This window comes from Actinophytocola sp. (genome assembly GCF_035762905.1).
Classification (GTDB): domain Bacteria; phylum Actinomycetota; class Actinomycetes; order Mycobacteriales; family Pseudonocardiaceae; genus DASYTH01.
In genome coordinates, this window is record NZ_DASUCC010000094.1 from 50,963 (window position 1) to 74,725 (window position 23,763).

Consider the following 23,763-nt stretch of genomic DNA (forward strand, 5'->3'; position numbering starts at 1 on the left):
CATCGACGGCGCGTCGCCGGGGCGGGGGGTCTGATGCGGGTGGTGTCCGAGTCGCGGCTCGCGACCGTGCTGTCCGGTGTGGCCGCCCGGCCCCGGGTGGTGGTCAGCGGGAACTTCGCGACCCCCCGGCTGGCGCTGGAGGTGCTGGACAAGACGCTGCCCGAGTACCGGCTGTTCGCGCTCAACGCCCAGCCGGGGATGCCGGATCGGGACGGCGTGATCCTGGAGACCCCGTTCGTCGGCCCGGGCATGCGCCGCCGGCCCGGGCTGCGCTACTTCCCGTCCCGGCTGTCCCTGGTGCCGCACCTGCTCGCCGGATCGCTGCGGCCGGACATCGTGCTGGTGCACACCACGACCCCGGTGGACGGCACGGTCTCGCTGGGCACCGAGGTCAACGTGCTGCCGGCGGCCATCGAGGCGGTCCGGGCCCGGGGCGGGCTGGTGGTGGCCTCGGTCAACCGGAACATGCCCTACACCTACGGCGACGCGGTGCTGCCGGTCGACGAGATCGACTACGCGATCGAGGTGGACGAGCCGCTCGCCTCGCCGGTGCCGCGCCCGCCGAGCGAGGTCTCGCACACGATCGGTGAGCGGGTGGCCGGCCTGGTCGACCACGGCGCGACCCTGCAACTGGGCATCGGCGCGGTGCCGGACGCGGTGCTGGCCGCGCTGACCACCCGGCGCGGGCTCGCGGTGTGGTCGGAGATGTTCAGCGACGGGGTGCTCGGGCTGGAGCGGGCCGGTGCGCTCGATCCGGAGACCCCGATCACCGCATCGTTCGTGTTCGGCACCGCCGAACTCTACGCATGGGTGGACCGCAACCCCCGGATTCGGTTGCTGCGCACCGAGAAGACCAATGATCCCGGCCTGATCGCCCGGCAGCGCGGGCTGGTCTCGGTGAACAGCGCGCTGCAGGTCGATCTGTACGGGCAGGCCAACGCCAGCCGGGTGCACGGCGTGATCTACTCCGGATTCGGGGGGCAGACCGATTTCGTGGTCGGCGCCCTGCACTCGCCCGGCGGGCGGGCGGTGATCGCGCTGCCGTCCTGGCATCCCCGGGCCGACGTGTCCACCGTGGTTCCCCGGCTGGCCGGCCCGGTCACCTCGTTCCAGCACAGCTTCATCGTCACCGAGCAGGGCACGGCCACGATCTGGGGAAACGACAGCGGCGAGCAGGCCCGCCAAATCATTGAGTACGTCGCCCATCCGACCGCCCGGTCCGAGCTGATCGACGCCGCCCGGCAATTTGGATTGCGGCTGCCCTGACCGATGTTCCATTCCGGACAGGAAAAAGCCGCGCCGGCCGGCAAAGAATACCCTAAATTTGCTGCGGGTCACCCGCGGCAGCGGAACTTCCGGATCTTTGTCGGTAGTTTCACGCGGCGGATGTTGGTGCCGCGATGACTGGTTTGCGGGGATTCGGCGGCCGCTGACAACGTTGTCATCGATCTTGTATAAACCCCCGGGGGCTTATCTGTGGGTAATCAGTTGAGCCGTCAATATATTCACGACGGCCATCACAACTATTTATGCACCGCCCCCCAAGGGGATAAAACAGAATCGATTCAATATTGCGGAGAGTGCATCGCGATCACCAGTCTTGGCGGGGTGAGGAGTGGCCTACCCCTCTTCCTCAACACTGCCGAGAGGGAAACCTAAATGTCCGTCAACGAAGACGTATCCAGCAACCCTGAATCCGGTATTGGGCGCCGGCGATTCCTCGGCGGAGTCGGCGCCGGGGTGGCGGGGGCCGCCGCCGGTGCGATGTTCATCAACGACATCGACCCGGCCGCCGCGCAGACCGAGGGCCCCGCGGTCGCCGCCGCCCCCGACCCGCGGTTCAGCCGGATGTTCAACCTGCCCTCGTTCGCCGACCCGCGCTCGACCGCCGTTCGCAACGCCATGAACGACATCGGCAAGCTGGGCGGGGTCATGGACGCCCGGGACCCGCTCGAGGTGGGACCGGTCCGCCTGATCACCGAACCCGGGCTCAGCCCGCGCAACGTCGACCAGAACATCGCGAACATGACCGCCGGCACCACGTTCGTCGGCCAGTTCCTCGACCACGACATCACGTTCGACGCCAGTTCCCCGCTCGGCACCCCGGCCGAGCCGGCGGCCACGACCAACGTCCGGGACGCCCGGCTGGACCTGGACTCGGTGTTCGGCGGCGGCCCGTCGGTCAGCCCGAACCTGTACGACCCCAACGACCGGGCCAAGTTCCGGATCAGCTCCGGCGGGCGGTTCGAGGACCTGATCCGCAACACCAGCGACCGCTCCGCGGTCATCGCCGACCCGCGCAACGACGAGAACATGATGATCTCCGGCCTGCAGGTCGCGTTCCAGTTGGCGCACAACCGGGCCGTGGATCTCCTGCGGCAGCAGGGTCAGCCCAACGACGTCTGGTTCTTCGCCCGGCGCATGATCATCCACCACTGGCAGTGGCTCGTGGTCAACGAGTTCCTGCCGCAGGTCGTCGGCTCGTCGCTGGTCAACGACATCCTGCGCAACGGCAGGCGCTGGTACCGGTTCAACCAGCCGTCCATGCCGGTGGAGTTCCAGACCGGGGCCTACCGGTTCGGCCACAGCATGGTCCGTCCGTCCTACCGGGCGAACCGGTCCGGCGACCCGAGTGGAAGTGCGGCGACCGGCGCACCGGCCTTCTTCGGGTTCATCTTCGACCCGGCCGGCGAGGGCCAGTCCAACCCGGTCGACCTGCGCGGCGGCGCGCGGGCCACCCGGCGGTTCATCGGCTGGGAGACGTTCTTCGACTTCGGCGGCCAGTTCACCCAGCACACCCGGCCGAACAAGCTGATCGACACGAACATCTCCACGCCGCTGTTCCGGCTGCCGCTGGCCACCATCTCCAGCCGGACCCCACCGATCTCGTTGCCGCAGCGCAACCTGCTCCGGCACATGACCTGGTCCATGCCGTCCGGTCAGCGGATCGCCCAGGCCACCGGTTCCCCGATCCTGGCCTCGAGCAACTTCCCCGAGTTGCGCACCTACAACCTCGGCCTGGATTCCAGCACCCCGCTCTGGTACTACATCCTGCGCGAGGCGCAGGTGGTCAACCAGGGCGTGCGGCTGGGACCGGTGGGCGGCCGGATCGTCGCCGAGACGATCATCGGGCTGCTCCAGCTCGACGAGTTCTCCTACCTGAACAACAACTTCCGTCCGACGTTGCCCAGCACCACCCCGGGCAACTTCAAGATCACTGACATGCTGCGGTGGGCCCGGGTCGATCCGGCTACCCGTAACGAGCAGCCGTAGGGTGCTACCCCGCTCCGGCCGTGCGGGTAACCCTGCGCCCGCACGGCCGAACCCACCCCAGAGCGGGTCTCACCGGGTGAACCACTCCCGGGCCTCGTCGCGGTTCAGCGAGACGATCACGCCGATCGCCAGCGCGATCCCGGCCACCGCGAGGATCTGACCGCTGAACAGGTTGATCACGCCGCCGATCAGGCCGAGCGACTCGACCGTGATGATGGTCGGCCGGACCCAGGTGAACCGGGCCGGGGTCAGCGCGGCGCACACCAACAATGTCACCGCGACGACAATGGACAGATAGCCGATGAAGTACACCAGGCCGGCGCCGTCCACCGACGCGCCGTGACTGGCCCGGCTGCTCACCGCGTCCAGGATGACGAAGCCGAGGAAACCGTTGGCCAGCGCCTGGAACACGGCAATGATCATGATGCCGACGAGTCGGCCCGGGATGGACGTTTTCTGGGGTGCGAGTTCGTTCATGCGCTCACGGTGACGTTCGGCCGGCCCGGCCGACAAGCGCGTTCGGGGTGGAAAGTTCCGTTTTCGCACCCGCCCCGGCGCTAACGAAATTCGGCGCTCCGGCGACACCACTTTGCATGACGTTCGCAGAGGGGTGGACCCGATGATTTGCTTCATTCTCCCGCAGGTGGTCCTGCTGGAAGCCGCCGAGCGGGGCGACGCCGAGGCGCGCCGCACCGCGATGAACACCATCGAGATGTCCGCCGGGCTGCGGTCCCGGCGTACCGCGCTGACCGATGTCGTCCGCCTGCTCGGCGTGGATGTCGCCGGCCTGCGCGGGCTCAACCCGACGGCCGAGGAACGCAAGACCGTGTACGACCTGGCCGGCAGCGAGGATCTGCCGGGCACCCGGGCGCGCGGCGAGGGCGACGACCCGGTGGCCGACGTCGCGGTGAACCAGGCGTTCGACCACGCCGACCGGACCCACGACTTCTACCGCGACGTGCTGCGCCGGGAAAGCGTCGACGGGATCGGCATGGAGTTGGTGTCCTCGGTCCATTTCGGAACCGCGTTCGACAACGCGTTCTGGAACGGCTCACAAATGGTGTACGGGGACGGAAGTGGCCGCTTCCTTGCGGTCGGCAGCCTGACCAAGGACATCGCCGTGGTCGCGCACGAGATCACGCACGGCGTGGTGCAGTTCACCGCCGGGCTGCGCTACCGCAAGCAGTCCGGTGCGCTCAACGAGTCGTTCGCCGACGTGCTCGGCGCCGTGGTGAAGCAGTTCGTCGCGGGCGAGACCGCCGATCAGGCCGACTGGCTGATCGGCGAGGGCATCCTCGGGTCGGAGATCCGCGGCGAGGCGCTGCGCTCGATGAAGGCCCCCGGCACCGCGTTCGAGCACGACTCGCAGCCGGCGCACATGAACGACTTCAAGGACCTGCCCGACGACGGCAACCCGCGCAACGACCACGGCGGCGTGCACATCAACTCGGGCATCCCGAACAAGGCGTTCTACCTGGCGGCCACCAAGCTCGGCGGGCACAGCTGGGAGCACGCCGGTCCGATCTGGTACCACGCCTTGGTGAACGGCCTCGGCCCGGACTCCCAGTTCGTCGACGCCGCCAACGCCACCATCGACTCCGCCGTGGCGCTGTACGGTAAGGGCCACGAGACCGAGACCGCGGTCCGCCGCGCCTGGGAGGAGGTCGGGGTTCTCTGAGAATCTCTGTGACCCGCGGCGGCGGGTTCGCCGGACTCGTCCGGACCACCACGGTGGACGAGGCGGCGCTGTCCCCGGCCGACGCCGCCACCCTGCGGTCCACCGTGGCCGGGTCGGGCCTGCGCACCCTGTGCCCCCCGGAGCACGCCCCGCGTCCGGACGCCGAGATCATCGAGATCGCCGTGGAGGAGAACGGCGCCACGCACACCGTGCTGGTCGCCGACCCGGACCTCCCCGACGACGTCCGCGCCCTGCTCACCTGGCTGGACACCGTGCCCGGCCGCACGGAGTCGATCGGCCCGCCGGGCTGACCCGCTACGCCACCGTGTGTTCCGGCGGCACGGTCTCCGCCGGGCTCGGGGGTGGCGGCGGGGTGCCGTCGCCGAACGGGCGGCCGCCGAGCGACTCGCGGCCGTGTGGGGTGAGCCAACCGGACAGGTCCGGGCCGGCCGGCACGATGCCGGTCGGGTTGATGGTCCGGTGCACCTCGTAGTAGTGCCGCTTGATGTGGTCGAAGTCGATGGTGTCGCCGAAACCCGGTGTCTGGAACAGATCCCGGGCATAGGCCCAGAGCACCGGCAGCTCGGTCAGCTTGTTCCGGTTGCACTTGAAATGCCCGTGGTACACGGCGTCGAACCGAACCAGCGTGGGGAACAGCCGCAGGTCGGCCTCGGTGATCGTGTCGCCGACCAGGTAGCGCTGTCCGGCCAGCCGCTCGGACAGCCAGTCCAGGCGGTCGAACAGCCGGTGGTACGCGCGCTCGTAGGCCTCCTGGCCGCTGGCGAACCCGGCCTGGTACACGCCGTTGTTGACATCGGCGAACACCACCTCGTTCACCTCGTCGATCTCGGCCCGCAGCGCGTCGGGATACAGCTCGGGGGCACCGGACCGGTGCAGGGCGGTCCACTCGGTGGACAGGTCCAGCGTGATCCGCGCGAAGTCGTTGGTCACCACCTGTCCGGTCGGAACGTCCACGATGGCCGGCACGGTGATTCCCCGCTCGTAGCCGGGGAAGCGCGCGAAGAAGGCGTCCTGCAGCCGTTCGATGCCGAGCACCGGATCCCGCCCGCCCGGGTCCAGGTCGAACGTCCAGCTCCGCTTGTCGTGCGTTGGCCCGGCGATGCCCATGGACAGCGCCGGCTCGAGGCCGAGCAGCCGGCGCGCGATCACCGCCCGGTTCGCCCACGGGCAGGCCCGGCTGACCACCAGCCGGTACCGCCCCGGCTCGACCGGGTACCCGTCCCGCCCGTCGGCGGTGATCCGGGTCGCGATGTAGCGCATGTCCCTGGTGAACTCGCCGCTGTCAGCCATGCGTCCATCATCGCGCACCCGGCGCCCACCCGGACGGGTGTCCGGTGTGGACGCCGGGTCGCCGCCGGTCAGCCGGTGGCCTGCGCGTAGTCGCGCGCCACCCGGAGCAGCTCGAACAGCCCGTCGGCGTACTCCTGCGACTCCGCGTGCGCCTCCGTGAACGGCGGCTGGAAGCCGACCGCCTCCCACTCCTGGGTGGCCGGGTTCCACCGGTCGTTGCCGACCTCGAAGTCCCAGGCGAAGATGCCGTTCTCGTAGTACAGCTGGTCGGCGGAGTTGCCGGCCGCCGAGTACAGCACGTCGGCCACCGGGCCGGTCTGCGACGGCCAGGTCACCGTGCCCCGGCTTGCCGAGATGGCGCCGACGATCCGCTTGGCGCTGGCCTGGAACAGCGCGGACTCCTCGATCGACGGCCGCGGCAGGGGGATCCGGCCGGGCACCACGTACGCGCCGGGCGGCCACATGAAGTACCCGCCGTAGCTGTGCACGTTCATCCCGAACTTGATGTTCGGGTGCGCCCTGGCCAGCGCGACCAGGTTGCGGCTCTCCGTCTCCGACTCCTCGGCCAGGCCGGCGTAGGTGCCGGACAGGCAGTTGGCGCTGGCCCCGAAGAAGCCGTCGAACATCGAGCCGACCGCGTAGTTGCGGTTGATGTCGACGCCCCACGAGTTGGCGTTCGCCGGGTCGCGGGTCGTTCCGGTGCAGTGGTTGACCAGGTTCTTGCGCTGGAAGTTGAAGTCGTAGAACGAGTAGTTCGCGCCGTCCGGGTTGACCATGGGCAGCACGAACACGTCCACCTGCTCCAGCAGCGCGCGGGTCTCGGCGTGGGTGGCGTAGTTGGCCAGCAGCCGCTCGGCGAACTCCATGGTCACCAGCGGGGTGGCCCACTCCCGGGCGTGCTCCTGGGAGTAGGTGAGCACGCCGATCCGGGAGCCGTCCCGGTGCACGCCGATGCGCAGCGCCTGCACGGTCCACGGCCGGTGCGGCACGCCGGCCGGCGCGTCCAGCCCGTCGGTGAGCCGGACCGGACCGGCCACCGGCATCGGCAGCCCGGCCGAGCCGTTCTCCGCGAAGGCCCGGAACCGCTGCGGCCACCGGGCCGAGATGTAGGCCGCCACCTGGTCGGTGGTGCTGATCACCGCGCCGGAGGCATCGGTGGCCAGCGACACGGTCAGCACCCGGTCGCGCAGCTGGGCGGACAGCGGCCGGTTGGCCGCGCCGGGATCGACCGTGCGGACCTGCAGGCCGTTCTCGCCCTGGTCGCCGAACCGGACCGTCTCCACCACGATCGCCGCGGTGGCCGGGTTACCCAGGTAACCCGAGGCGGTGCGCCGGTAGCCCTGGGTGGGGTTCGGCAGGTTGATCACCTCGGCCAGGTCCGGGTACTGCCGGGCCAGCCGGGCGATCCGGGCCCGGATGTCGGTCGGGGTCAGGTACGCGTCGATGAAGTCCTTCTGGTACCCGGCGGGCGGGGCCGGGGGAGTGGCTCCGGGCCAGGCGAACGGGGTGGTGGTCCGGCTGCCGCCGAGGCTGGAGGTCGCGGTCAGCTGCACCGGGCGCGCGGGCAGCGGCCGGGGCAGCGCGACGTGGTACTGGTACTCGCCGGCGTCGGAGAACCGTTGCAGCGGATAGGAACCGGTGGTTCCGTCGGCGGTCCGCCAGGTCACCGTGATCTCCACGGCCGGGTCGCTGATCGCGGTGGTGGCCACCTGGGTCTGCACGAACGTCTGCCCGCCGGTGGTCCACCAGTAGGCGGACAGGAAGTGCAGGGTGTCCGCGGCGATCGCGGTCCCGTCCGCGCCGCGGCCGAGCACCTCGACCCCGGTGCGCCGCTTGGCCTCCGCGGCGGCCACGCTCTCCGCGAACCGCGCCGATCCGTCCCGTTCCCTGGCGATGAGCTGCACGGTCTCGGCGCCGAGCGCGGTCAGCTCGCGTAACTCCCGGTCCGAGACCACGAGATCCACCAGCACCTCGGAGCCGAGTCTCGGCCGGGCCGCGAGGTCCGCGCCGCCGGCGATCAGGTTGTGGAGCATCGTCTCGTCCGGCAGCCGCATCCGGACCAGGCCGGTCTCGCCGGCGGCCAGCACCTCCGGTGCGGTCTCGGCTCCGGCCGGCATGTTCACGCCGGCCGTCACCGTGGTCAGCAGGACCGCCGCGGTGGCCGCGGCCCACCATCGTCGCTGCGTCATGGCATCTCCCAGCTCGCAGGGGTTGGTAATTGCCAACCCTGCTCCGGCCAGGGGAGCAGTCAAGGGCCGATCGTCGGCGAATAATGCGGGGACTGGTACCCGATTCGAAGGAGCGGCGGATGAGGTACGTCTTCGATCCCGGTGTGATCCACGAGTGCGCGATGACCGGGCTCGGCCTGCCCAAGCCGGCCATGTTCGACGCGTTCGTCGACGCGATGGCGCAGCGGTATCCGGGACGGCTGGACAACGACCAGCCGTGGATCTTCAGCAACGCCGGCGGGGCGATGATCCAGATGAAGGTGTACTACGCCTCCGCGTTCGAGTACGTGATGATCTGGGGGACGCCGATCGGGTCCGAGGGGCACTCCGGGCGGCACGCGGTCGGGTTCTGGGACACCGTGCTCGACGGCGAGATGTGGTACTACGGCGAGGGCCAGTTCGAGCGCCGCGAGTACCGGCCGGGCGACCGGGTCTACGTCGGTCCGAACCAGTCCCGGGGAATGAACTTCACCACCGGGGTGTATGCGGTGGAGTACGCCCGCGGCGTGCTGCCGCTGTCCGTGCCGTTCGGGCTGCTCGACTCGATGGTCAGCACGCTGGACTTCGCCACGGTCGGCCAAACGCTGAGCATCTACGGCTCGCTGATCGGCCACCACCTGCGGCTGCCGCGCCCCGACGGATCGGCCCCGACGCCGCTGCGCGAGCGGATCGGTGCCACGCTGGCCAGGGTCGGCAACTCGGTCACCCGGGCGATTCGTCCGCCGGAGCCGTGGGACGAGATTCCGGACGGTACATCCTGGCGGTCCGCGCCGAAGCCAGTGTCACCACCCGCCGCCGGGACGGCAGTCGCGCCGCCCACGCCAGCAGCCGGTTCCGCCGGCCAGGGATGACCACCGGCCGCCGGCCGAGGGCGCGCAGCGCCGCGCGGGCCACCGCCCTCGGCGCCATCGGGCCGGGCAGCAGCCACCCGGCCGGGGCGGCGCCGCTTCGCTCGTAGGTCGGCGTGCGCACCAGACCGGGGCAACAGGCCAGCACGTCGACCCGGTGCGGGCGCAGTTCCGCCCACAGCCCCTCGGCCAGCACCCGCAGGTAGGCCTTGGTCGCCGCGTAGTGCGCGACCAGGGCCGCACCCTGCTCGCCGGCCATCGAGCCGAGCAGCACGATGCCACCGCCACCGCGGGCCACGAACCGGGCGCAGAAGGCGTGCGCCAGGTGCGCGGCCGAGCGGCAGTTGAGGTCCACCATGGCGTCCAGTTGTGCCGGGGTCAGCTCGAGGAACGGCGCGACCGGGGCCAGCGCCGCGTTGCACACCAGCAGGTCAACGTCCTCGGGCAGCGCGGCGATCGCGGCGATCCCGGCCGGCGTGGCCGCGTCCAGGCACAGCGTCCGGACCTGCCCGCCGTGCGCGGTGCGCAGTTCGCCGGCCAGCGCCGCAAGCGGCCCCGCCCGCCGGGCCACCAGTACCAGGTCGCGCCCGCCGGCGGCCAGTTCGGCGGCGAAGGCCGCGCCGATCCCGTCGGACGCGCCGACCACCACCGCCCACATCAGCGCCTCCCGTGGTACGGCGAGAGCCGCAGCAGCGCCCGGCGGGCCAGTGGGCGCACCGCTCGCGCCAGCGGCCGGCGCCAGCCGGCGCCGCGCGCGACGGCCGCCGCGATGTCGTCGAACGTGTGCCGCTGGTAGTGCAGCAGCGCCTCGCTCTCGGTGCTGTCCACCCAGTCGGTGACGTACTCGGCGTCGCGAAACGCGCTGTCCGGCAACGGATCCAGGCCCATCGCGGCCAGCAGCCGGGCCAGGTACTCGCGGTAGCTGAGCTGGCAGGACGGCCCGCCGCCGACGAACAGCACCCGACCCCACACGGCCGGGGTCTCCAGCGCCGCGGCCACGGCCAGCGCGGCGTCGGCGGCGTGCACCGCCTCGATCCGGTTGTCCAGGCCGATCTCGAACATGATCGGGTGCGGAGCGCGGGCGCCGAGCACCGGCACGTCGGTGAGCCGGAAGATGGCCCAGTCCAGTTCGGACTCGCGGACCAGCCGCTCGCACTCGATCTTGTGCGCGGTGTACGGGTCGGTGGCCACCAGCGGGTCGTCCACCCGCCGCGGCGGCGGCCGGCTCATCGTCCGGCCGTGCACGTCGAACGTGGAGGTGAACAGCAGCCGGGGCGGGCGCGGCTGGGACCGGCAGGCCGCGATGACGTTCGCGGTGCCGTCCACGTTGACCGCCCGGGCCCGGTCCGGCCGCTCCAGCGCGGCCGGCGGGATCATCGCGGCCAGGTGGACGACCGCGTCCACGCCCGCGACCGCGGCCGCGACGGCGTGCGGGTCGGTCACGTCCTGCCGGGGCAAGGCGAACGTGCGCACGGCATGGCCGCGCTGCCGCAGCGCGGGCAGCACGTGCGAGCCGACGTTGCCGGTCGAGCCGGTCAGCAGGATTCTCAGCCGCGCTCCCCGACGCCCGCGGCCCGCTCCTCGCTGCGCCGCTTCAGCCCGGTGGACTCCAGCTCCAGGTAGCGCTTGGTCACCTTGCTGCTCAGCGCGCCGACCAGCAGGCCGAGCGGACCCTGCTGGGTCAGCCGGAGCGTGACCAGGGTGCCCGCGCCGGACGGCTCGAGCTCGTGCCGGGCGGTGGTCCGTGCGCCCGGCCCGCCGGCCACCCAGACGAACACCGACCGCTCGACCAGCTCGGTCAGCGTCCACACCGTGGTGGGAAACCGCGGCTGGCTGATCCGCAGTCGCTGCCCCACGTGCAGCGGCCCCGGGTCCACCCGCACGATCGACCGGACCGACGCGGTCCACTCCGGCCAGGCCTCCACCTCGGCCATGACCGCCCACACCACCTCCGGCGGTGCCGAGATCGGTACCGACGCGCTCCACTCCATGCCGGCGAGGATAGAACCCGCCGAAACACCTAGGGGAATCGCCTAGGTAATTCCACGGCGATTTGCCCGAATTTCGGTTCACAGTTATTCGGCTGGGCCGAACGAGGCATTGACGTTTAGTCCTGTTGCCCGTTGACTCGAAATGCGCCTATTCGTGGCGGTCAGTGCCCTTTCCCTGCCCTGCCGGGGCACTGGCGTGCGCCTTCGGAAGGAAAATGTCAATGAATCGCAAGCGAGGGATTGGGGTGAGCCTGGTCGCGTCGGCCAGCCTCGCCGTGGCAATGGTGCTGCCGGCGAACACCGCCGTGGCGGCTCCCGCGGCCCAGCCGGCACCGGCCGCGGTGGCCGCGGCGGCGGCCGACGCGGTGGCGGCCGTGGGCACCGGGCTGGCCAAGGGACCCGACCAGGCATTCGACCGGGTCGGCTTCTACCCCGGTGGCGGCGGCCTGTTCTACTCGGCGTACGAGCGGTCCTACCACGATCTCGTTGTCGTCGGCGGAGACGCCGTCGTGGTCACCGACGGGCTGGGCAACCTGCGCGACACCGTGACCGCGGACACCACGCCGATCGCGTTGGACACCACCGCGAAGCTGAGCCCGGAAGCCGCGGCGGCCATCGCCAGCAAGCAACTTCCCACGGTGAACTCGGTGAACCAGCGGCTCGTGGTCCTGGCCGGGGCCACCCCCGCGCTCGCCTACGAGGTGGTGCTCGCCGGCGCGACCGCGGAGCACGAGAGCAACCTGCACGTGTTCGTGGACGCCAACACCGGCGCGGTGCTGGACAGTTGGGACGATGTCAAGGCCGGCACCGGGAACAGCTTCTACAACGGCAACCCGGTCACCATCACCACCCAGCGGAACAGCGCCACGTCCTTCTCGATGATCGACCCCACCCGGCCCGGCGTCCGGTGCACCAACACCAGCGGGACCACCTTCACCGGCCCCGATGACAACTGGGGCAACGGATCGGGTACCAGCCTGGAAACCGGATGCGTGGACGCGCTCTACGCCGCCCAGCGCATGTGGGACATGATGCGGACCTGGTTGGGCCGCACCGGGGTCAGCACCAGCGGCACCGGCTTCCCGGCCCGCGTGGGCCTTACCCAGGCCAACGCGTTCTGGAACGGCAGTTCGGCCACGTTCGGCCGGTCCTCCGACGGCCAGCGCCAGGTCACCCCGATGGACGTCGTCGCGCACGAGTTCGGGCACGGCGTCTTCCAGTTCACCCCGGGCGGTTCCGGTGGCGGCGGCAACGAGAAGGGCGGGCTCAACGAGTCCACCGGTGACATCTTCGGCGCGATCACCGAGGCCTTCGCCAACAACCCCAACGACCCGGCGGACTTCCAGGTCGGCGAGGAGGTCAACCTGGTCGGCAACGGTCCGATCCGGTTCATGTACCAGCCGTCGCTGCGCAGCGGGCACCCGAACTGCTTCAGCTCGGCGATCCCGAACACCGAGGTGCACGCCGCGGCCGGCCCGCAGAACCACTGGTTCTACCTGGTCGCCAGGGGCAGCAACCCGGCCGGTGGCCCGGCCAGCCCGACCTGCAACGGCACCACGGTCACCGGCATCGGTGTCCAGGCGGCCGCGCAGATCTTCTACAACGGGTTGCTGCGCAAGGTCTCGGCGTGGACCCACGCCCGGGCCCGGGTGGCCACCCTGCAGGCGGCGCGGGCGCTGTTCCCCAACGGCTGCACCGAGTTCAACACCGTCCGGGCGGCCTGGAGCGCGGTGAGCGTTCCGGCCCAGGCAGGCGAGCCCACCTGCTAGATCCGGTCCGGCGAGGCGGGCCGTCCCTCGGGCGGCCCGCCTCGTTCCACGACACGCCGCTTGACAAACCGACTTCGGACGCGACGTTGCGCTAACGTTGGGACGTGCGGATCGGGCAGGATGTTGATCTCGAGGACGAGCTGATCGGCAAGCTGGTCGGCTGTGGGCGCGAGGCCCACCGGGTGGCGCGGGCCCACCACAACGACCCCGGATCGAACGGGTTCACCTTCGGCACCGACCGCTACCACCGCGGCACCGAACTGGCCGCCGAAGTCCTTGCCGAGCACAAGTTCCGGGTGTTCCGCCGCGGGGCCGGGCTGGTCGGCGTGCGGGACGGCATCGAGCTGCACTTCGCGGTGGCGCGCGGCACCGACCTGTCCGACCCGGGCGCCTTCGACGCCGACTCCTCGCCCGCGCGGCGCCGGGCGGCGGCCGGCAACGGCGGGCAGCTCACCTTCGACGGGATGCCCGAGTCGCCAGTGCTGCACCTGGTGTGGAGCGGCACGCCGGAGTCCGGCCAGACCGCCGTGCACATCGGCCGGCTGGCGCTCGGCGGCGGCGACCGCCTGGTCTGGTCGGTGCTGCTGCGCATCGACGACGGCGTGGTCGACCGTTCCGTTCCGGCGTCGCCGGTTCCGCCGGTCCGCGGGTACGCCGAGCAGCCACTGCCCGACTTCGAACTGCTGGCTCACCCGGTCGTTCCGGGTGCCCGGGCCGATGAGGGCTGAGGAGGCCGCGGCGGCATTCTCCGGGGAACGGTTGCGGTTGGCGCGGTTCCGCGCCGGCCTGACCGTCCGGGAGGTGGCCGACCGGGTCGAGGTGAGCCACGCGGCGATCTCGCAGTACGAGATCGGCCGCACCCGTCCCACGCCGGCCGTGTTGGCCCGGCTGGCGATCGCGACCGGAGTCTCCGCCGGGTTCTTCGCCTTCCACCGCCGCCCGATCTCCCCCGGCGGCCTGGACGGCACCCACTTCCGCAGCCTGCGGTCCACCACCCGCCAGGGCCGCGCGTCGGCGTGGGCGTGGTCGGAGATCGTGCTCGACATCGCCGAGGTCCTCGAACGGCACGTCCGCCTGCCCGATCCGGTCGTCCCCGTCCGGTCCCTTGCTCCGGACGCCGCCCGCGACGAGCTGGCCTGCGCCGCCGCCGAACTCCGTGCGGCATGGTCCCTTCCGGACGGTCCGGTCGGCCACCTGGTCCGCCAGCTCGAAGCGCACGGCATCCTGGTCGCCCGCCTTCCCGTGGCGGACAAGGGTATCGACGCGTTCAGCCACGCGCAGGGCCGCCGCCCGGTCGTGGTTCTCGGTACCGACAAGGCCGACGCCGCCCGCAGCCGCTTCGACGCCGCCCACGAGCTCGGCCATCTGGTCTGCCATCCCGACGCCGACCCCGGCGGCGAACAGGAGCACCAGGCGCACGCCTTCGCCGCGGAGCTCCTGATGCCCCGCGCCCACATGCTCCGCGTCCTGCCGCGCCGCTTCGACCTTGGCGCCTACGCCCGGCTCAAACAGGAATGGGGCGTCTCCATCGCCGCCCTGCTCTACCGCGCCCGAACCCTCGAGGTCATCAGCGAATCCGCCTACCGCCGCGCCGTCATGATCATGAACCGAACCTACGGCCGCCGCACCGAGCCCTACCCGCTGCCCACCGAGGAACGCCCCACCCTGCTGGCCACCGCCGCCGAGGTCGCCGCCCGCTCCGGCATCACCCTCGCGCACATCGCCGCGCAATCCTGCCTCCCGCTCGACGACGTGCGCACCATCGTCGGCTCAACCGACCCAAGACCCTTGGTGCACCTGGACATCTGACCTCAGATTCGTCCTACGCCTGCGCCGGCGCGGACGCGGGTGGGGACGTCGGCGGGGTTGTCGGGTTGGTAGGGGTAGAAGGTGCTGGGCTCGGTGACCGTGCCGGCGGTTTCCGGAGTGCCGGACGATACGAAGACGTTGTTGCGGGCCACCAGCCGGCCGGGGCCGCTCTTTTCGTAGCCGATGTGGGACGGGTGGGCGACGTTTTCGAAGTAGTTGGCTTCGACGAGTACGCCGGCGTTCATGGTCGAGGCGATGCCGTAGAGGGAGTTGTTTCGGTAGTAATTGTTGAAGACGTGGACGGGGTCACCGAAGCGGACGCGCGGGTGGCGTTGGTCGGTGCCGTCGAAGAAATTGTGGTGGTACGTGACGCGCAGGTGGCCGATGTCCTGGGTGTAGGTGTCCGAGTGCCCGAGCAGGGCCGATTTGCTGTGGTTGTGGAAGTGGTTCCAGGAGACGGTGACGAAGTCGGACGACCGTTTGATGTCGAGCAGGCCGTCGAAGCCGTTGGAGAAGTCGTTGTGGTCGATCCACACGTGGTGGGCGGAGTTGGTGACGCTGATCGAGTCGTCGGAGGCGTTGGTGAACCGGAGGTTGCGGATGATCACGTTGTTGCCGGGCCGGGTGGTGGAGCCCATCTGGAGACCGCCGCCGGAAATCTCCGCGGTGGTGCCGATGCCCTGAATGGTCTTGTTGGCCACCACGGTGATCATGTCGTCGAAGGTGATGCGGCCGGACACCAGGATCGTGTACGGGGTGTTGCGGCCGGCGTAGAAGGCCAGGTCGGTGCCGTTCGTGACGGTGACCGTGGGGCCGGCGGCGCCGCCGGTGGTGCCGTTCTGGCCGAGCGCGTTGACGCTCGCGAAGCCGATCGGCACATCGAGGACTTCGGCGGCGGGAGCCACCGCGGGGGAGCCGAGCGGCGGGATCACCAGCAGCACCGCTGCCGCCGCGACGAAACCTGGGCGCAAACGTGGCCATCGCATGGTCATCACTGTGCGGGCCCGGCCGTGCACAATTACGGCGGATCCGTGGATTCCGGCTACCTGTCGGGGTCGGCCTCGGCGCGCAGGGCGGCTTCGATGGCGGACAGGCGCTCGGCGATCTCGTCAAGCCGCTTCAGCACCGGGTCGGTGGCGTGCCGGCGGGGGAACCGGTTGACGAAGCTGGACGCGATCAGGGCCGTGAGAATCGACAGGAACGCCACCGACTCGAGCATGATCACCGCACCGACGGTGCGACCGACCCAGGTGGTCGGCGTGACGTCGCCGTAGCCCACGGTGGTCACCGTCTGCAGCGTCCACCACATGCCGAGGCCGAAGTTCGGGAAGTCCTTCGGGGCGAAGATCCAGACCGCGAGACCGCCGAGCACCACGGTCACGGTCATCACCGCGCTGAGCACGGCCATCGCGTTGCGGATGGTCGCCGGCTCGTCGAGGAACCGGTCGACCCGCCGCCGCACCAGCCGGGGGCGTTGGATGCGGTTCATCGAGCTTCGGCCTCCGGGCCGAGCGTGGCAGACCGGGAGCCGATGAGCACGTCGGCCCAGCGGGCCCGTGGATCGATGTCGATCAGCAGCGTCTTGACCAGCAGGGTGAGCGGGATGGACAGGATCGCGCCGAGCGGGCCGAGGATCCACGCCCAGAACAGCATGGCCACGAACGTCACCGTGGCGGACAGGCCGACCCTGTTGCCGGTGAACCGCGGCTGGATCAGGGACACCAGTACGAAGCTGATCGCGACGTAGGTCGCGACGACCGACAGCATGAGCGGCCAGCCGCCCTCCAACAGGGCAAGCAGCGCAGGCGGAACCAGCCCGATGAGGAACCCGACGTAGGGGATGTAGTTGGTGAGGAACGCCAACAGGCCCCACAGCACGGGCAGCGGCACCCCGAGCAGCCCGAGCACCGTCGCGTCCAGCACGCCGGTGAGCACGCCGATGACCGTGGTGACGATCATGTAGCGGCGGGTGCTCCGGACGAAGTCGCCCATCGCGCGGGCGATGTGCGGGCGGTCCGCGGCGATCATCGCCAGCCGCGCGCCGGTGTACCGGGTCTCCAGGCTGAGGAACAGCAGCAGCGACAGGATGAAGATGATGCTCGACACCAGCCCGCCAACCGCGGCCAGGATCGAGCCGATCAGCGCGGTCAACGTGTCGATGTCGAACGCGCCGGACAGCGTGGCCAGCTGATCGGGCGCCACCCCGAGCCGGGTCAGCGCGGCGGTGATCTCCTCGACCATGCCGCGCGCCTTGTCGGCGTACTCCGGCAGCAGCGACCCCAGCTGCGCCAGCGACACGATCATCACCAGAACCAGGGCCACCAGCACGGCGTAGACCCCGATCACGAGCGCCGAGGTGGCCACCCAGCGCGGCACCCCGCGGCCGCGCAGCCAGGTCTGCACCGGCATCACGCACAGCACGATGATCAGCGCCAGAAACACCGGTCCGATCAGCCAGGACAGCAGTGCGGCGCCGGCCGCGGTAACCACGGCGGAAGAGATGCCGAGCAGGATGATCAGGCCCCGGGGGACCAGGGTGAGCGGGGATCCGTTGGCCGCAGGGGACATCTCGCCGGTGGCGGGCCCGCTGTTCATGGCGGGTGACGATAGCTACCCGCCTAACCCCGACCCTCACCCGTCCAGGGTGAGATCAACTTCGAACGCCCACCCTAAGATCAACATTTGATGTGACGTTGGTCACAGAAGTGAACCCGGATCGCGCACATCCGTAATGGGCACGATCACGGCCATGCCGCCGTCCTTGCGCCAGTCGTAGATCACCATGGAGCCCAGCAGGATGTCCTGAATCGAGCGGCGCGTCGGGCTCACCGCGGCCCACAGCAGACCGATCGGGAAGATCACGCAGAATACGGCGCGGATCCCGGCGCGGGTCCAGCCGAGCAACTGGCGCCGCTCGGAAAGCACCCGCACGCCGATCAGACCGGCCCCGTAGCTCCGGCCGGTGGTGGCCCACCCCGAGGTGAGATACACGGTGGTCAACACGATCAACAGCGGCAGCGAGACGATCAGGTCGGGTTGCGGCCAGCTGAACGACCCCGGCCGCAGCATGAAGACCAACCCGGAAACCCCCAGGTAGAGCAGCCCGGAGACGGCGCCGATCACGGCCGCGTCGATCACCGCGGCGAGCAGCCGGGTGACGATGCCCGCCGTCCGGTCCGGCGCCGGTGCCGTGGATGGTGCCGCGCGTCGCACAGCCAGCTCACCGTTCGCCGTAGGAGACCTTCCGCACGGGCACCCGAGGTAGCTGGTGCATGAACGCGATGTGCAGACCGTTCGACTGGATTAGCGCGAGCAGCTGGTGCAACTCGGAATCGTCGGAGACATCGGCGTAAATGCTGGTCTCGGAAGGCCGGGAAACGACGGTGAGTCCTGCAAAAGCACCCACGGCGTGCTGGGCCCTCTCGGACAGCCGGCCGGACACTCGCAACTCGTAGCGGGCACGTCTCACCTGCTCACTCCTCGCTGCCGGGGATGTCCCTCGGTCGAGCATCGGACAGCGACCACGATGGCGCCCAAATGGCCCACGGGCTTCCCCCGTTGCAGGCGAACTACACCGTAACGGGCGAAGTGACGGACCCGCCCGATGATGCAACTATGGGTGATCCAAACCAGAGCGAGCGAGGCAGGTGCGATGGCGAAAACTCCGTCCAATCGCGTGCCGAGTCCGCGGGTGGCACCGACGCGCGTCCCACGTGTGAAGTTCGTGGGCGGGCCCGGTGTGCCGCGGCAACGTGGCGGCCTCGAGACGGCGGTACCTGAGCAGCGAAGTTCGCGGGTCGCCCGGGTGAAGGTGGTCGTACCCGCGCTGCCCGACCGGCTGGTGTCCCGGCCACGGCTGCTCGAGGCGCTTGAGGCCCCCGGACGCACCGTGGCGACGTTGGTCAGCGCCCCGGCCGGGTCGGGCAAGACGCTGCTGCTCACCGAATGGGTGCACCGGACCGGCGGCATCGGCACCGCCTGGGTCTCGCTGGACGCGGACGACAACAACGATCACCGGTTCTGGTCGGGCGTGCTCGAGGCGATCGGCGGCTGTGCCTCCGTGCCCGCCACCAACCGCTTGCGCACGATGAAGGTCCCGGCGCGGCCCAGCCGCGATCCGGACTTCCTGGCCGAGGTCATCGACGGGCTCGAGGCGCTCCCGGAGCCGATCCGGCTGGTCCTCGACGACCTGCACGAGCTGGTCGACTCCGATCCGCTGCGCGGCATCGCGACCCTGCTCCGGCACCGGCCGGCCGGGCTGCGACTGGTGATCTCGACCCGCCGGGACCCGCCGCTGCCGCTGGCCCGGCTGCGGATGTCCGGCGAACTGCGCGAGCTGCGCGCGGCCGACCTCAGGTTCTCCGCCGACGAGGCGGGTGAGCTGCTGCGCGACGCCGGGGTGGCGATCGAGCCCGACCAGGTGCGGGCGCTGGTCGAGCAGACCGACGGCTGGGCCGCCGGGGTCCGGCTGGCCGCGCTGTCCCTGGCCCAGGTGGACGACCTGGACTCGTTCGTCGCCGGGTTCGCCGGCAACGACCGGGCCGTCGCCGACTTCCTCATCGACGAGATCCTGTCCCGGATCCCGGCAGAAACCCAGGATTTCCTGCGCACGATCAGCGTGTGCGACCAGGTGTCCGCGACGCTGGCCGGCGTGCTGTCCGGCCGGGACGACGCCGGTGAGCTGCTCGACGCCCTCGAGCACCAGACCTCACTCGTGATCAGCGTGGCCGCCGGGCGGCGCTGGTACAAGGTGCATGCCCTGCTCCGCGCCCACCTGCTGGCCGACCTTGGCCGGCGCGGCCCGGACCTGGTGCCGGTGTTGCACCGCAGGGCCGCCGACTGGCTGGACGTGCACGGCCGGCCGGCGACCGCGCTCGAGCATGCGATCGCGGCCGGGGACCCGGACCATCTCATCCCCATGGTCCGCCGGCACGGCCCCGCGCTGGTCCTGTCCGGCCAACACGGCATGGTCCAGCGGGCCATCACCGCCCTCGGCGAGCCGGTCCTGGTCGACGACCCGGGACTGGCGCTGCTGGCCGCCGAGCTCTTTCTCGAGTCCGGCCGGCCGGGCCCGGCCGAGGTGCTGCTGGTCAACGCCGAGGCCGCCTGGCCTTCCAACGCCGCGCCGGAACTGGTCACCCTGCGCCGGTTGATGCGCTGGTCCGGCGCGGAGCCCGGGGAGCAGGCCGTGCGGGCGATGCTGGCCACCGCGCGGGAGAGCGGGTACGAGTACCTGGCCGCCCGGTGCCTGATCATGCTGAGCGGCATGGCCGCGGCAGTGGGCGACTACCCGGGCATGACCGCGCTGGCCCGGGAGGCCGAGGCGCTGGTCGGGGTCCGGCGGTGGAAGCAGACCGCGACCACCGCGGCCACCCTGCTGGCCTACGGCGCGCTGCTGCGCGCCGAGCCGGCCGAGTGCCTGCGGCAGACCACCCGGGCGTCCTACCTGATCGACGGCGGGCTGCAGCCGGCCGACGCCGGAGTGCCGCTGCTGGTCGGCGGGCTGACCGGGGCGGCGCTGTTCGACACCGGGGCCCGCGCGGCCGGGCTGCGGCACCTGCGCGAGGCCCGGCTGTGCGCCGACCCGGATCGGCTGTCCGGTCAGCACGCGGCGCTGGCCGCCATGCTCGAGCACCGCGCGGCGAGCCTGCTCGGCTACGGCGACGCGAGTCGCGAGGTGCTGGCCTGGTCCCAGCAGACCGTGCCGGCCTCCGGCGAGCTGCTGATCATGCGCGCCCGGGCCCGGTTGCTGTTCGGCCGCCGCAGGCTGGCCCGGGAGCTGCTCCGGCCGGTGCTGGACGGCTCGACGCCGACCGTGCTGGCCTGGTCGCTGATCGAGGCGTGGCTGCTGGAGGCCCAGATCGCGCTGGCCGGCGACGACGAGGAGACCCAGGTGCGCCGGGCGATCGGCCGGGCGGTGGCCGTTGCCGAGTCGCTGGATGTGCTCTACCCGCTGGTGTTCGCCCCACCCGAGGTGCTCTCCCGGTTGCCACGGGGCCGGTTCACGTCCAGCGTCACCGCGACCCGCGCCGCGCTGCACACGCGGCCCGCTCCGGTGGCCCTGACCGACCGGGAGCGCACGGTGCTGCAACTCCTTCCGACGGTGCGGTCTCTCGATGAGATCGCCGACGACCTCACCCTGTCCACCAACACCGTCAAGACCCACATCCGCACGCTCTACGGCAAGCTCGGCGTCGGCACCCGCCGCGACGCCGTGGACGCGGCGCGGCGTGGCGGGCTGCTCGAAGCCACCAGCCCGGGTCTGGAGTCATGTCCGTAGCACGTGCCCCGGGTCGGGACAACCCGGCCCGGGGGCACCTGCAGGCCTCCCGCATCCCGCACGCCAAGCTCGCCGTCCCGGCGGTCCCCCCGGGCTTCGTGCCGCGCCCGGCCGTCCGCGAGCTGATCGTGCGGGCGACCGAGGGACCGTTGACCGTGGTCAACGCGCCGGCCGGCTACGGCAAGACCGCGGTGCTGGCCGACGCCGCCGGCCCGGACACCGCCTGGGTGTCGGTGGACGCCGACGACAACGACCCGGTCCGGTTCTGGTCGGCCGTGCTGCTGGCGCTCGCCGGCTGCGAGGCGGTGCCGCCGGACAGCCCGCTGCGGACGCTCGTCCCGCCCGCGACGCCGGACGCGCCGGGGTTCCTGGCCGAACTGGTCGACGTGTTGGACACGCTGCCGGTGCCGGTCCGGCTGGTGCTGGACAACGCCCAGGATCTGGTCAACGACGGGCTCATGCACGGGCTGGCCACGCTGATCCGGCACCACCCCAGCGGGCTGCGGCTGGTGCTGTCCACCCGGCTCAACCCGGCGCTGCCGCTGGCCCGGGTGCGCCTGCAGGGCGGGCTGACCGACATCCGCGCCGACGATTTGCGGTTCTCGGCCGCCGACGCCGGTCGGCTGCTCCAGGCGGCCGGCGTCGAGCTGGACGAGCAACGCACCCAGGCGCTGGTCACGCACACCGACGGCTGGCCGGCGGCGCTGCGCTGGGCGGCGCTGTCACTGCGCGAGGCGGATGACCCGGACCGGTTTCTGGCCGGGTTCGCCGGCGACGACCGGTCGGTGGCCGACTACCTGATCGACGAGGTGCTCGGTCGGCTGCCCGAGGACAAGGCCGAGTTGCTCCGGCTGGTCAGCATCTGCGACGAGGTGCCGGCGGCGCTGGCCGCCGAGCTGGCCGGCCGGGACGACGCGGCGGCGTTATTGGACGAGCTGGAGCGGGAGACCTCGCTGATGGCCCGGGTCGGCGGCAGCGAGCCGGCCTACCGGATGCAGATCCTGCTGCGCTCGTACCTGCGCGCCGACCTGTACCGGCGCCAGCCCGAACACGCGCACGAGCTGCACGGCATGGCCACCCGGTGGTTCGCCGCGCACCAGCGGATCCCGCAGGCGCTCGAGCACGCGGTCCGGTCCGGCGGCGAGGTCACCACGCACGGGCTGCTCCGCCGGCACGGGCTGGCCATGGTGCTCACCGGCCAGCACCTGGCGTTCCGGGCCGCCTATGACGGGCTCGACCGGGACGGCGTGGACCCCTGGCTGGCCCTGGTCTCGGCGCTGCAACACCTGCAGGTGGGTGAGCTTGCGGCGGTGGTGGCCGAACTGGACCGGTGCCGGCAGGACTGGCCGGCGGTCGACGACCCGGACCTGGCGCTGCTGTCCCGGCTGGTCGAGGCGCAGCTCACGGTCGCCTCCGGGGCCTGGCCGGTGGCCCATGTGCATCCCACCCCGGCGGCGACCGAGCTGGTGGCCTGGGCCCGGCTGGATTCCGGCTGGGCGATGCTGCGGGCCGGCGAGCGCGACGCCGCCGCGCAGGAGCTGGCCGAGGCGTTGCGCCTGGCCCGCAACGACGGGCTGCGGTACCTGGTCATGCAGGCGCTGGCCACGCTCGGCATGCTCCGGGCGCGGGACGGGGACTACTCGGGCATGCGGTCCGCGTGCGCCGAGGCGGTCACGATCGCCGAGCAGCACGGCTGGCAGCGGTCGCCGTGGCTGGCCGAGTGCCAGCTGCTGATCGCGTTCGGCTGCCTGCTGCACGTGGACACCGCGGGCGGCGCCCGGCACGCGGCCTACGCGCTGTCCACGGCCAGCCGGCCGACGCTGCGCTCGCTGGCCCAGTTCGCCGAGGGGGCCGCCCAGTTCGACGCCGGCCACCGGCAGGCCGGGCTGGCCGCGATGCGCCAGTCCCGCCGGGCGCTTGCCGAGGTCGCGCTGGTCGCCGAGCTGACCGCCGTCCTGGCCACCTTCGAGTACGAGGCGGAGATCCTGGTCGGGCTGGACACCGAGGCGCGGGAGACGCTGTCCTGGGCGCGCGAACGCCTGCCGCCGTGCGCGGAGCTGGCCCTGATGCAGGCCTGGGGCCACGGCGGCGACCTCGCCGCGATCGACGCCGGGCCGGCGCTGCTGGCCACCACCCCGGTGTACGCCCAGCTCCTGCGCACCGCCTTGGCGCTGCGGTCCAACCAGCGCACCACCGCCCGCCGGGCGCTCGGGGCCGCGCTCACCCTGGCCGAGCCGCACGTGCTGATCCGCCCGTTCGCCGCGACCGAGACGTCGGTCTGGCGACTGCTGGTCGAGCAGGCCGGCGGGTTCGGCCCGGCCGGCGAGTTCGCCGATCAGGTCCGCGCGGTGCTCGCCCCGTTGCAGGCCAAGCCGATCCACGGCACGCTCACCAGCCAGCAGCGGATCGTCCTCATGCGACTGTCCTCGTCCCGCTCGCTCACCGAGATCGCCGAGGAGCTGTCCGTCTCGGTCAACACGGTCAAGACCCACGTCCGCGCGATCTACGTCAAGCTCGGCGTGAACAACCGCCGCGACGCGGTGGTCGCCGCCCGCGAGCACGGCCTGACCTGAACC

General features: G+C 71.4%; 20 protein-coding genes and 1 pseudogene. 10 read left to right on the forward strand and 11 right to left on the reverse strand.

Translation table 11 applies throughout. The annotated features are described in order from the left end of the window. The first annotated feature begins 33 nt into the window (after window positions 1-33). Window positions 34-1,266 (forward strand): acetyl-CoA hydrolase/transferase family protein, encoded by a 1,233-nt coding sequence (locus tag VFV67_RS18450; protein ID WP_326471573.1) that lies wholly within the window; start codon window positions 34-36, stop codon window positions 1,264-1,266. Between the two features lie 393 nt (window positions 1,267-1,659). Then, a complete protein-coding gene (locus VFV67_RS18455; RefSeq protein WP_326471575.1) occupies window positions 1,660-3,273 on the forward strand; it encodes a peroxidase family protein in 1,614 nt (537 codons plus the stop codon). 69 nt (window positions 3,274-3,342) lie between these two features. Here the strand turns inward: VFV67_RS18455 and VFV67_RS18460 are convergent, their stop codons facing one another. Then, the gene (locus VFV67_RS18460; RefSeq protein ID WP_326471577.1) at window positions 3,343-3,750 is read right to left on the reverse strand and encodes a hypothetical protein; all 408 of its coding nucleotides are present in this window, start codon (window positions 3,748-3,750) and stop codon (window positions 3,343-3,345) included. 142 nt (window positions 3,751-3,892) lie between these two features. Here VFV67_RS18460 and VFV67_RS18465 point away from each other — a divergent pair, with 142 nt between their 5' ends. Both VFV67_RS18465 and VFV67_RS18470 read left to right on the forward strand, forming a co-directional pair. Further along, window positions 3,893-4,951, forward strand: coding sequence for a M4 family metallopeptidase (locus VFV67_RS18465; protein WP_326471579.1), 1,059 nt, complete (start codon window positions 3,893-3,895; stop codon window positions 4,949-4,951). A gap of 8 nt (window positions 4,952-4,959) precedes the next feature. Then, the gene (locus VFV67_RS18470; protein WP_326471581.1) at window positions 4,960-5,262 is read left to right on the forward strand and encodes a protealysin inhibitor emfourin; all 303 of its coding nucleotides are present in this window, start codon (window positions 4,960-4,962) and stop codon (window positions 5,260-5,262) included. A gap of 4 nt (window positions 5,263-5,266) precedes the next feature. Here the strand turns inward: VFV67_RS18470 and VFV67_RS18475 are convergent, their stop codons facing one another. Both VFV67_RS18475 and VFV67_RS18480 read right to left on the reverse strand, forming a co-directional pair. Further along, complete coding sequence (locus VFV67_RS18475; protein WP_326471583.1) at window positions 5,267-6,262, reverse strand: glutathione S-transferase family protein; 996 nt, start codon at window positions 6,260-6,262, stop codon at window positions 5,267-5,269. 68 nt (window positions 6,263-6,330) lie between these two features. Then, entirely contained in the window at window positions 6,331-8,451 is a 2,121-nt protein-coding gene (locus VFV67_RS18480; RefSeq protein ID WP_326471585.1) for a M14 family zinc carboxypeptidase, read from the reverse strand. Between the two features lie 119 nt (window positions 8,452-8,570). Here VFV67_RS18480 and VFV67_RS18485 point away from each other — a divergent pair, with 119 nt between their 5' ends. Beyond that, on the forward strand, window positions 8,571-9,341 hold the full coding sequence (locus tag VFV67_RS18485; protein WP_326471587.1) for a hypothetical protein: 771 nt from the start codon (window positions 8,571-8,573) through the stop codon (window positions 9,339-9,341). 109 nt (window positions 9,342-9,450) lie between these two features. Here the strand turns inward: VFV67_RS18485 and VFV67_RS18490 are convergent. From VFV67_RS18490 to VFV67_RS18500, 3 genes and pseudogenes are all read right to left on the reverse strand, one after another. Further along, window positions 9,451-9,996 (reverse strand): annotated as a pseudogene (locus VFV67_RS18490) (SDR family NAD(P)-dependent oxidoreductase); the annotation flags it as partial. Beyond that, complete coding sequence (locus VFV67_RS18495; RefSeq protein ID WP_326471688.1) at window positions 9,996-10,889, reverse strand: NAD(P)-dependent oxidoreductase; 894 nt, start codon at window positions 10,887-10,889, stop codon at window positions 9,996-9,998. The pseudogene VFV67_RS18490 and the gene VFV67_RS18495, both read right to left, overlap by 1 nt. Continuing rightward, window positions 10,886-11,329 (reverse strand): SRPBCC family protein, encoded by a 444-nt coding sequence (locus VFV67_RS18500; protein ID WP_326471589.1) that lies wholly within the window; start codon window positions 11,327-11,329, stop codon window positions 10,886-10,888. Before VFV67_RS18500 ends, VFV67_RS18495 begins: the two co-directional genes overlap by 4 nt. A gap of 221 nt (window positions 11,330-11,550) precedes the next feature. On the opposite strand from VFV67_RS18500, the gene VFV67_RS18505 reads away from it, so the two are divergent. The 3 genes from VFV67_RS18505 to VFV67_RS18515 all read left to right on the forward strand — a co-directional run bounded on the left by VFV67_RS18505 (window position 11,551) and on the right by VFV67_RS18515 (window position 14,907). Beyond that, a complete protein-coding gene (locus VFV67_RS18505; protein ID WP_326471591.1) occupies window positions 11,551-13,098 on the forward strand; it encodes a M4 family metallopeptidase in 1,548 nt (515 codons plus the stop codon). Between the two features lie 104 nt (window positions 13,099-13,202). Then, window positions 13,203-13,826 (forward strand): hypothetical protein, encoded by a 624-nt coding sequence (locus tag VFV67_RS18510; protein WP_326471592.1) that lies wholly within the window; start codon window positions 13,203-13,205, stop codon window positions 13,824-13,826. Further along, entirely contained in the window at window positions 13,816-14,907 is a 1,092-nt protein-coding gene (locus VFV67_RS18515; RefSeq protein WP_326471593.1) for an XRE family transcriptional regulator, read from the forward strand. The genes VFV67_RS18510 and VFV67_RS18515 overlap by 11 nt, the downstream gene beginning before the upstream one ends. Window positions 14,908-14,909: 2 nt before the next feature. Here the strand turns inward: VFV67_RS18515 and VFV67_RS18520 are convergent, their stop codons facing one another. The 5 genes from VFV67_RS18520 to VFV67_RS18540 all read right to left on the reverse strand — a co-directional run bounded on the left by VFV67_RS18520 (window position 14,910) and on the right by VFV67_RS18540 (window position 18,376). Then, entirely contained in the window at window positions 14,910-15,893 is a 984-nt protein-coding gene (locus VFV67_RS18520) for a pectate lyase (RefSeq protein WP_326471594.1), read from the reverse strand. Between the two features lie 56 nt (window positions 15,894-15,949). Beyond that, window positions 15,950-16,396, reverse strand: coding sequence for a potassium channel family protein (locus tag VFV67_RS18525; protein WP_326471595.1), 447 nt, complete (start codon window positions 16,394-16,396; stop codon window positions 15,950-15,952). Continuing rightward, on the reverse strand, window positions 16,393-17,502 hold the full coding sequence (locus tag VFV67_RS18530) for an AI-2E family transporter (RefSeq protein WP_326471597.1): 1,110 nt from the start codon (window positions 17,500-17,502) through the stop codon (window positions 16,393-16,395). Before VFV67_RS18530 ends, VFV67_RS18525 begins: the two co-directional genes overlap by 4 nt. A gap of 102 nt (window positions 17,503-17,604) precedes the next feature. Further along, window positions 17,605-18,120: an RDD family protein gene (locus VFV67_RS18535; RefSeq protein WP_326471598.1), complete on the reverse strand. Its 516-nt coding sequence runs from the start codon at window positions 18,118-18,120 to the stop codon at window positions 17,605-17,607. A gap of 7 nt (window positions 18,121-18,127) precedes the next feature. Then, complete coding sequence (locus VFV67_RS18540; RefSeq protein WP_326471600.1) at window positions 18,128-18,376, reverse strand: hypothetical protein; 249 nt, start codon at window positions 18,374-18,376, stop codon at window positions 18,128-18,130. Between the two features lie 336 nt (window positions 18,377-18,712). Between VFV67_RS18540 and VFV67_RS18545 the strand changes: the two genes are divergently transcribed. Further along, window positions 18,713-21,187, forward strand: coding sequence for a LuxR C-terminal-related transcriptional regulator (locus VFV67_RS18545; protein ID WP_326471602.1), 2,475 nt, complete (start codon window positions 18,713-18,715; stop codon window positions 21,185-21,187). Beyond that, window positions 21,178-23,760, forward strand: coding sequence for a LuxR C-terminal-related transcriptional regulator (locus VFV67_RS18550; RefSeq protein WP_326471604.1), 2,583 nt, complete (start codon window positions 21,178-21,180; stop codon window positions 23,758-23,760). The genes VFV67_RS18545 and VFV67_RS18550 overlap by 10 nt, the downstream gene beginning before the upstream one ends. The last annotated feature ends 3 nt before the right edge of the window (window positions 23,761-23,763 follow it).

Excerpts from the sequence above, each read along its gene's own strand:
- VFV67_RS18450 (WP_326471573.1), top strand. The coding sequence starts at position 34 with ATGCGGGTGGTGTCCGAGTCGCGGCTCGCGACCGTGCTGTCCGGTGTG.
- VFV67_RS18455 (WP_326471575.1), top strand. The coding sequence starts at position 1,660 with ATGTCCGTCAACGAAGACGTATCCAGCAACCCTGAATCCGGTATTGGG.
- VFV67_RS18460 (WP_326471577.1), bottom strand. The coding sequence starts at position 3,750 with ATGAACGAACTCGCACCCCAGAAAACGTCCATCCCGGGCCGACTCGTC.
- VFV67_RS18465 (WP_326471579.1), top strand. The coding sequence starts at position 3,893 with ATGATTTGCTTCATTCTCCCGCAGGTGGTCCTGCTGGAAGCCGCCGAG.
- VFV67_RS18475 (WP_326471583.1), bottom strand. The coding sequence starts at position 6,262 with ATGGCTGACAGCGGCGAGTTCACCAGGGACATGCGCTACATCGCGACC.
- VFV67_RS18480 (WP_326471585.1), bottom strand. The coding sequence starts at position 8,451 with ATGACGCAGCGACGATGGTGGGCCGCGGCCACCGCGGCGGTCCTGCTG.
- VFV67_RS18485 (WP_326471587.1), top strand. The coding sequence starts at position 8,571 with ATGAGGTACGTCTTCGATCCCGGTGTGATCCACGAGTGCGCGATGACC.
- VFV67_RS18500 (WP_326471589.1), bottom strand. The coding sequence starts at position 11,329 with ATGGAGTGGAGCGCGTCGGTACCGATCTCGGCACCGCCGGAGGTGGTG.
- VFV67_RS18505 (WP_326471591.1), top strand. The coding sequence starts at position 11,551 with ATGAATCGCAAGCGAGGGATTGGGGTGAGCCTGGTCGCGTCGGCCAGC.
- VFV67_RS18515 (WP_326471593.1), top strand. The coding sequence starts at position 13,816 with ATGAGGGCTGAGGAGGCCGCGGCGGCATTCTCCGGGGAACGGTTGCGG.
- VFV67_RS18520 (WP_326471594.1), bottom strand. The coding sequence starts at position 15,893 with ATGCGATGGCCACGTTTGCGCCCAGGTTTCGTCGCGGCGGCAGCGGTG.
- VFV67_RS18525 (WP_326471595.1), bottom strand. The coding sequence starts at position 16,396 with ATGAACCGCATCCAACGCCCCCGGCTGGTGCGGCGGCGGGTCGACCGG.
- VFV67_RS18530 (WP_326471597.1), bottom strand. The coding sequence starts at position 17,502 with ATGAACAGCGGGCCCGCCACCGGCGAGATGTCCCCTGCGGCCAACGGA.
- VFV67_RS18550 (WP_326471604.1), top strand. The coding sequence starts at position 21,178 with ATGTCCGTAGCACGTGCCCCGGGTCGGGACAACCCGGCCCGGGGGCAC.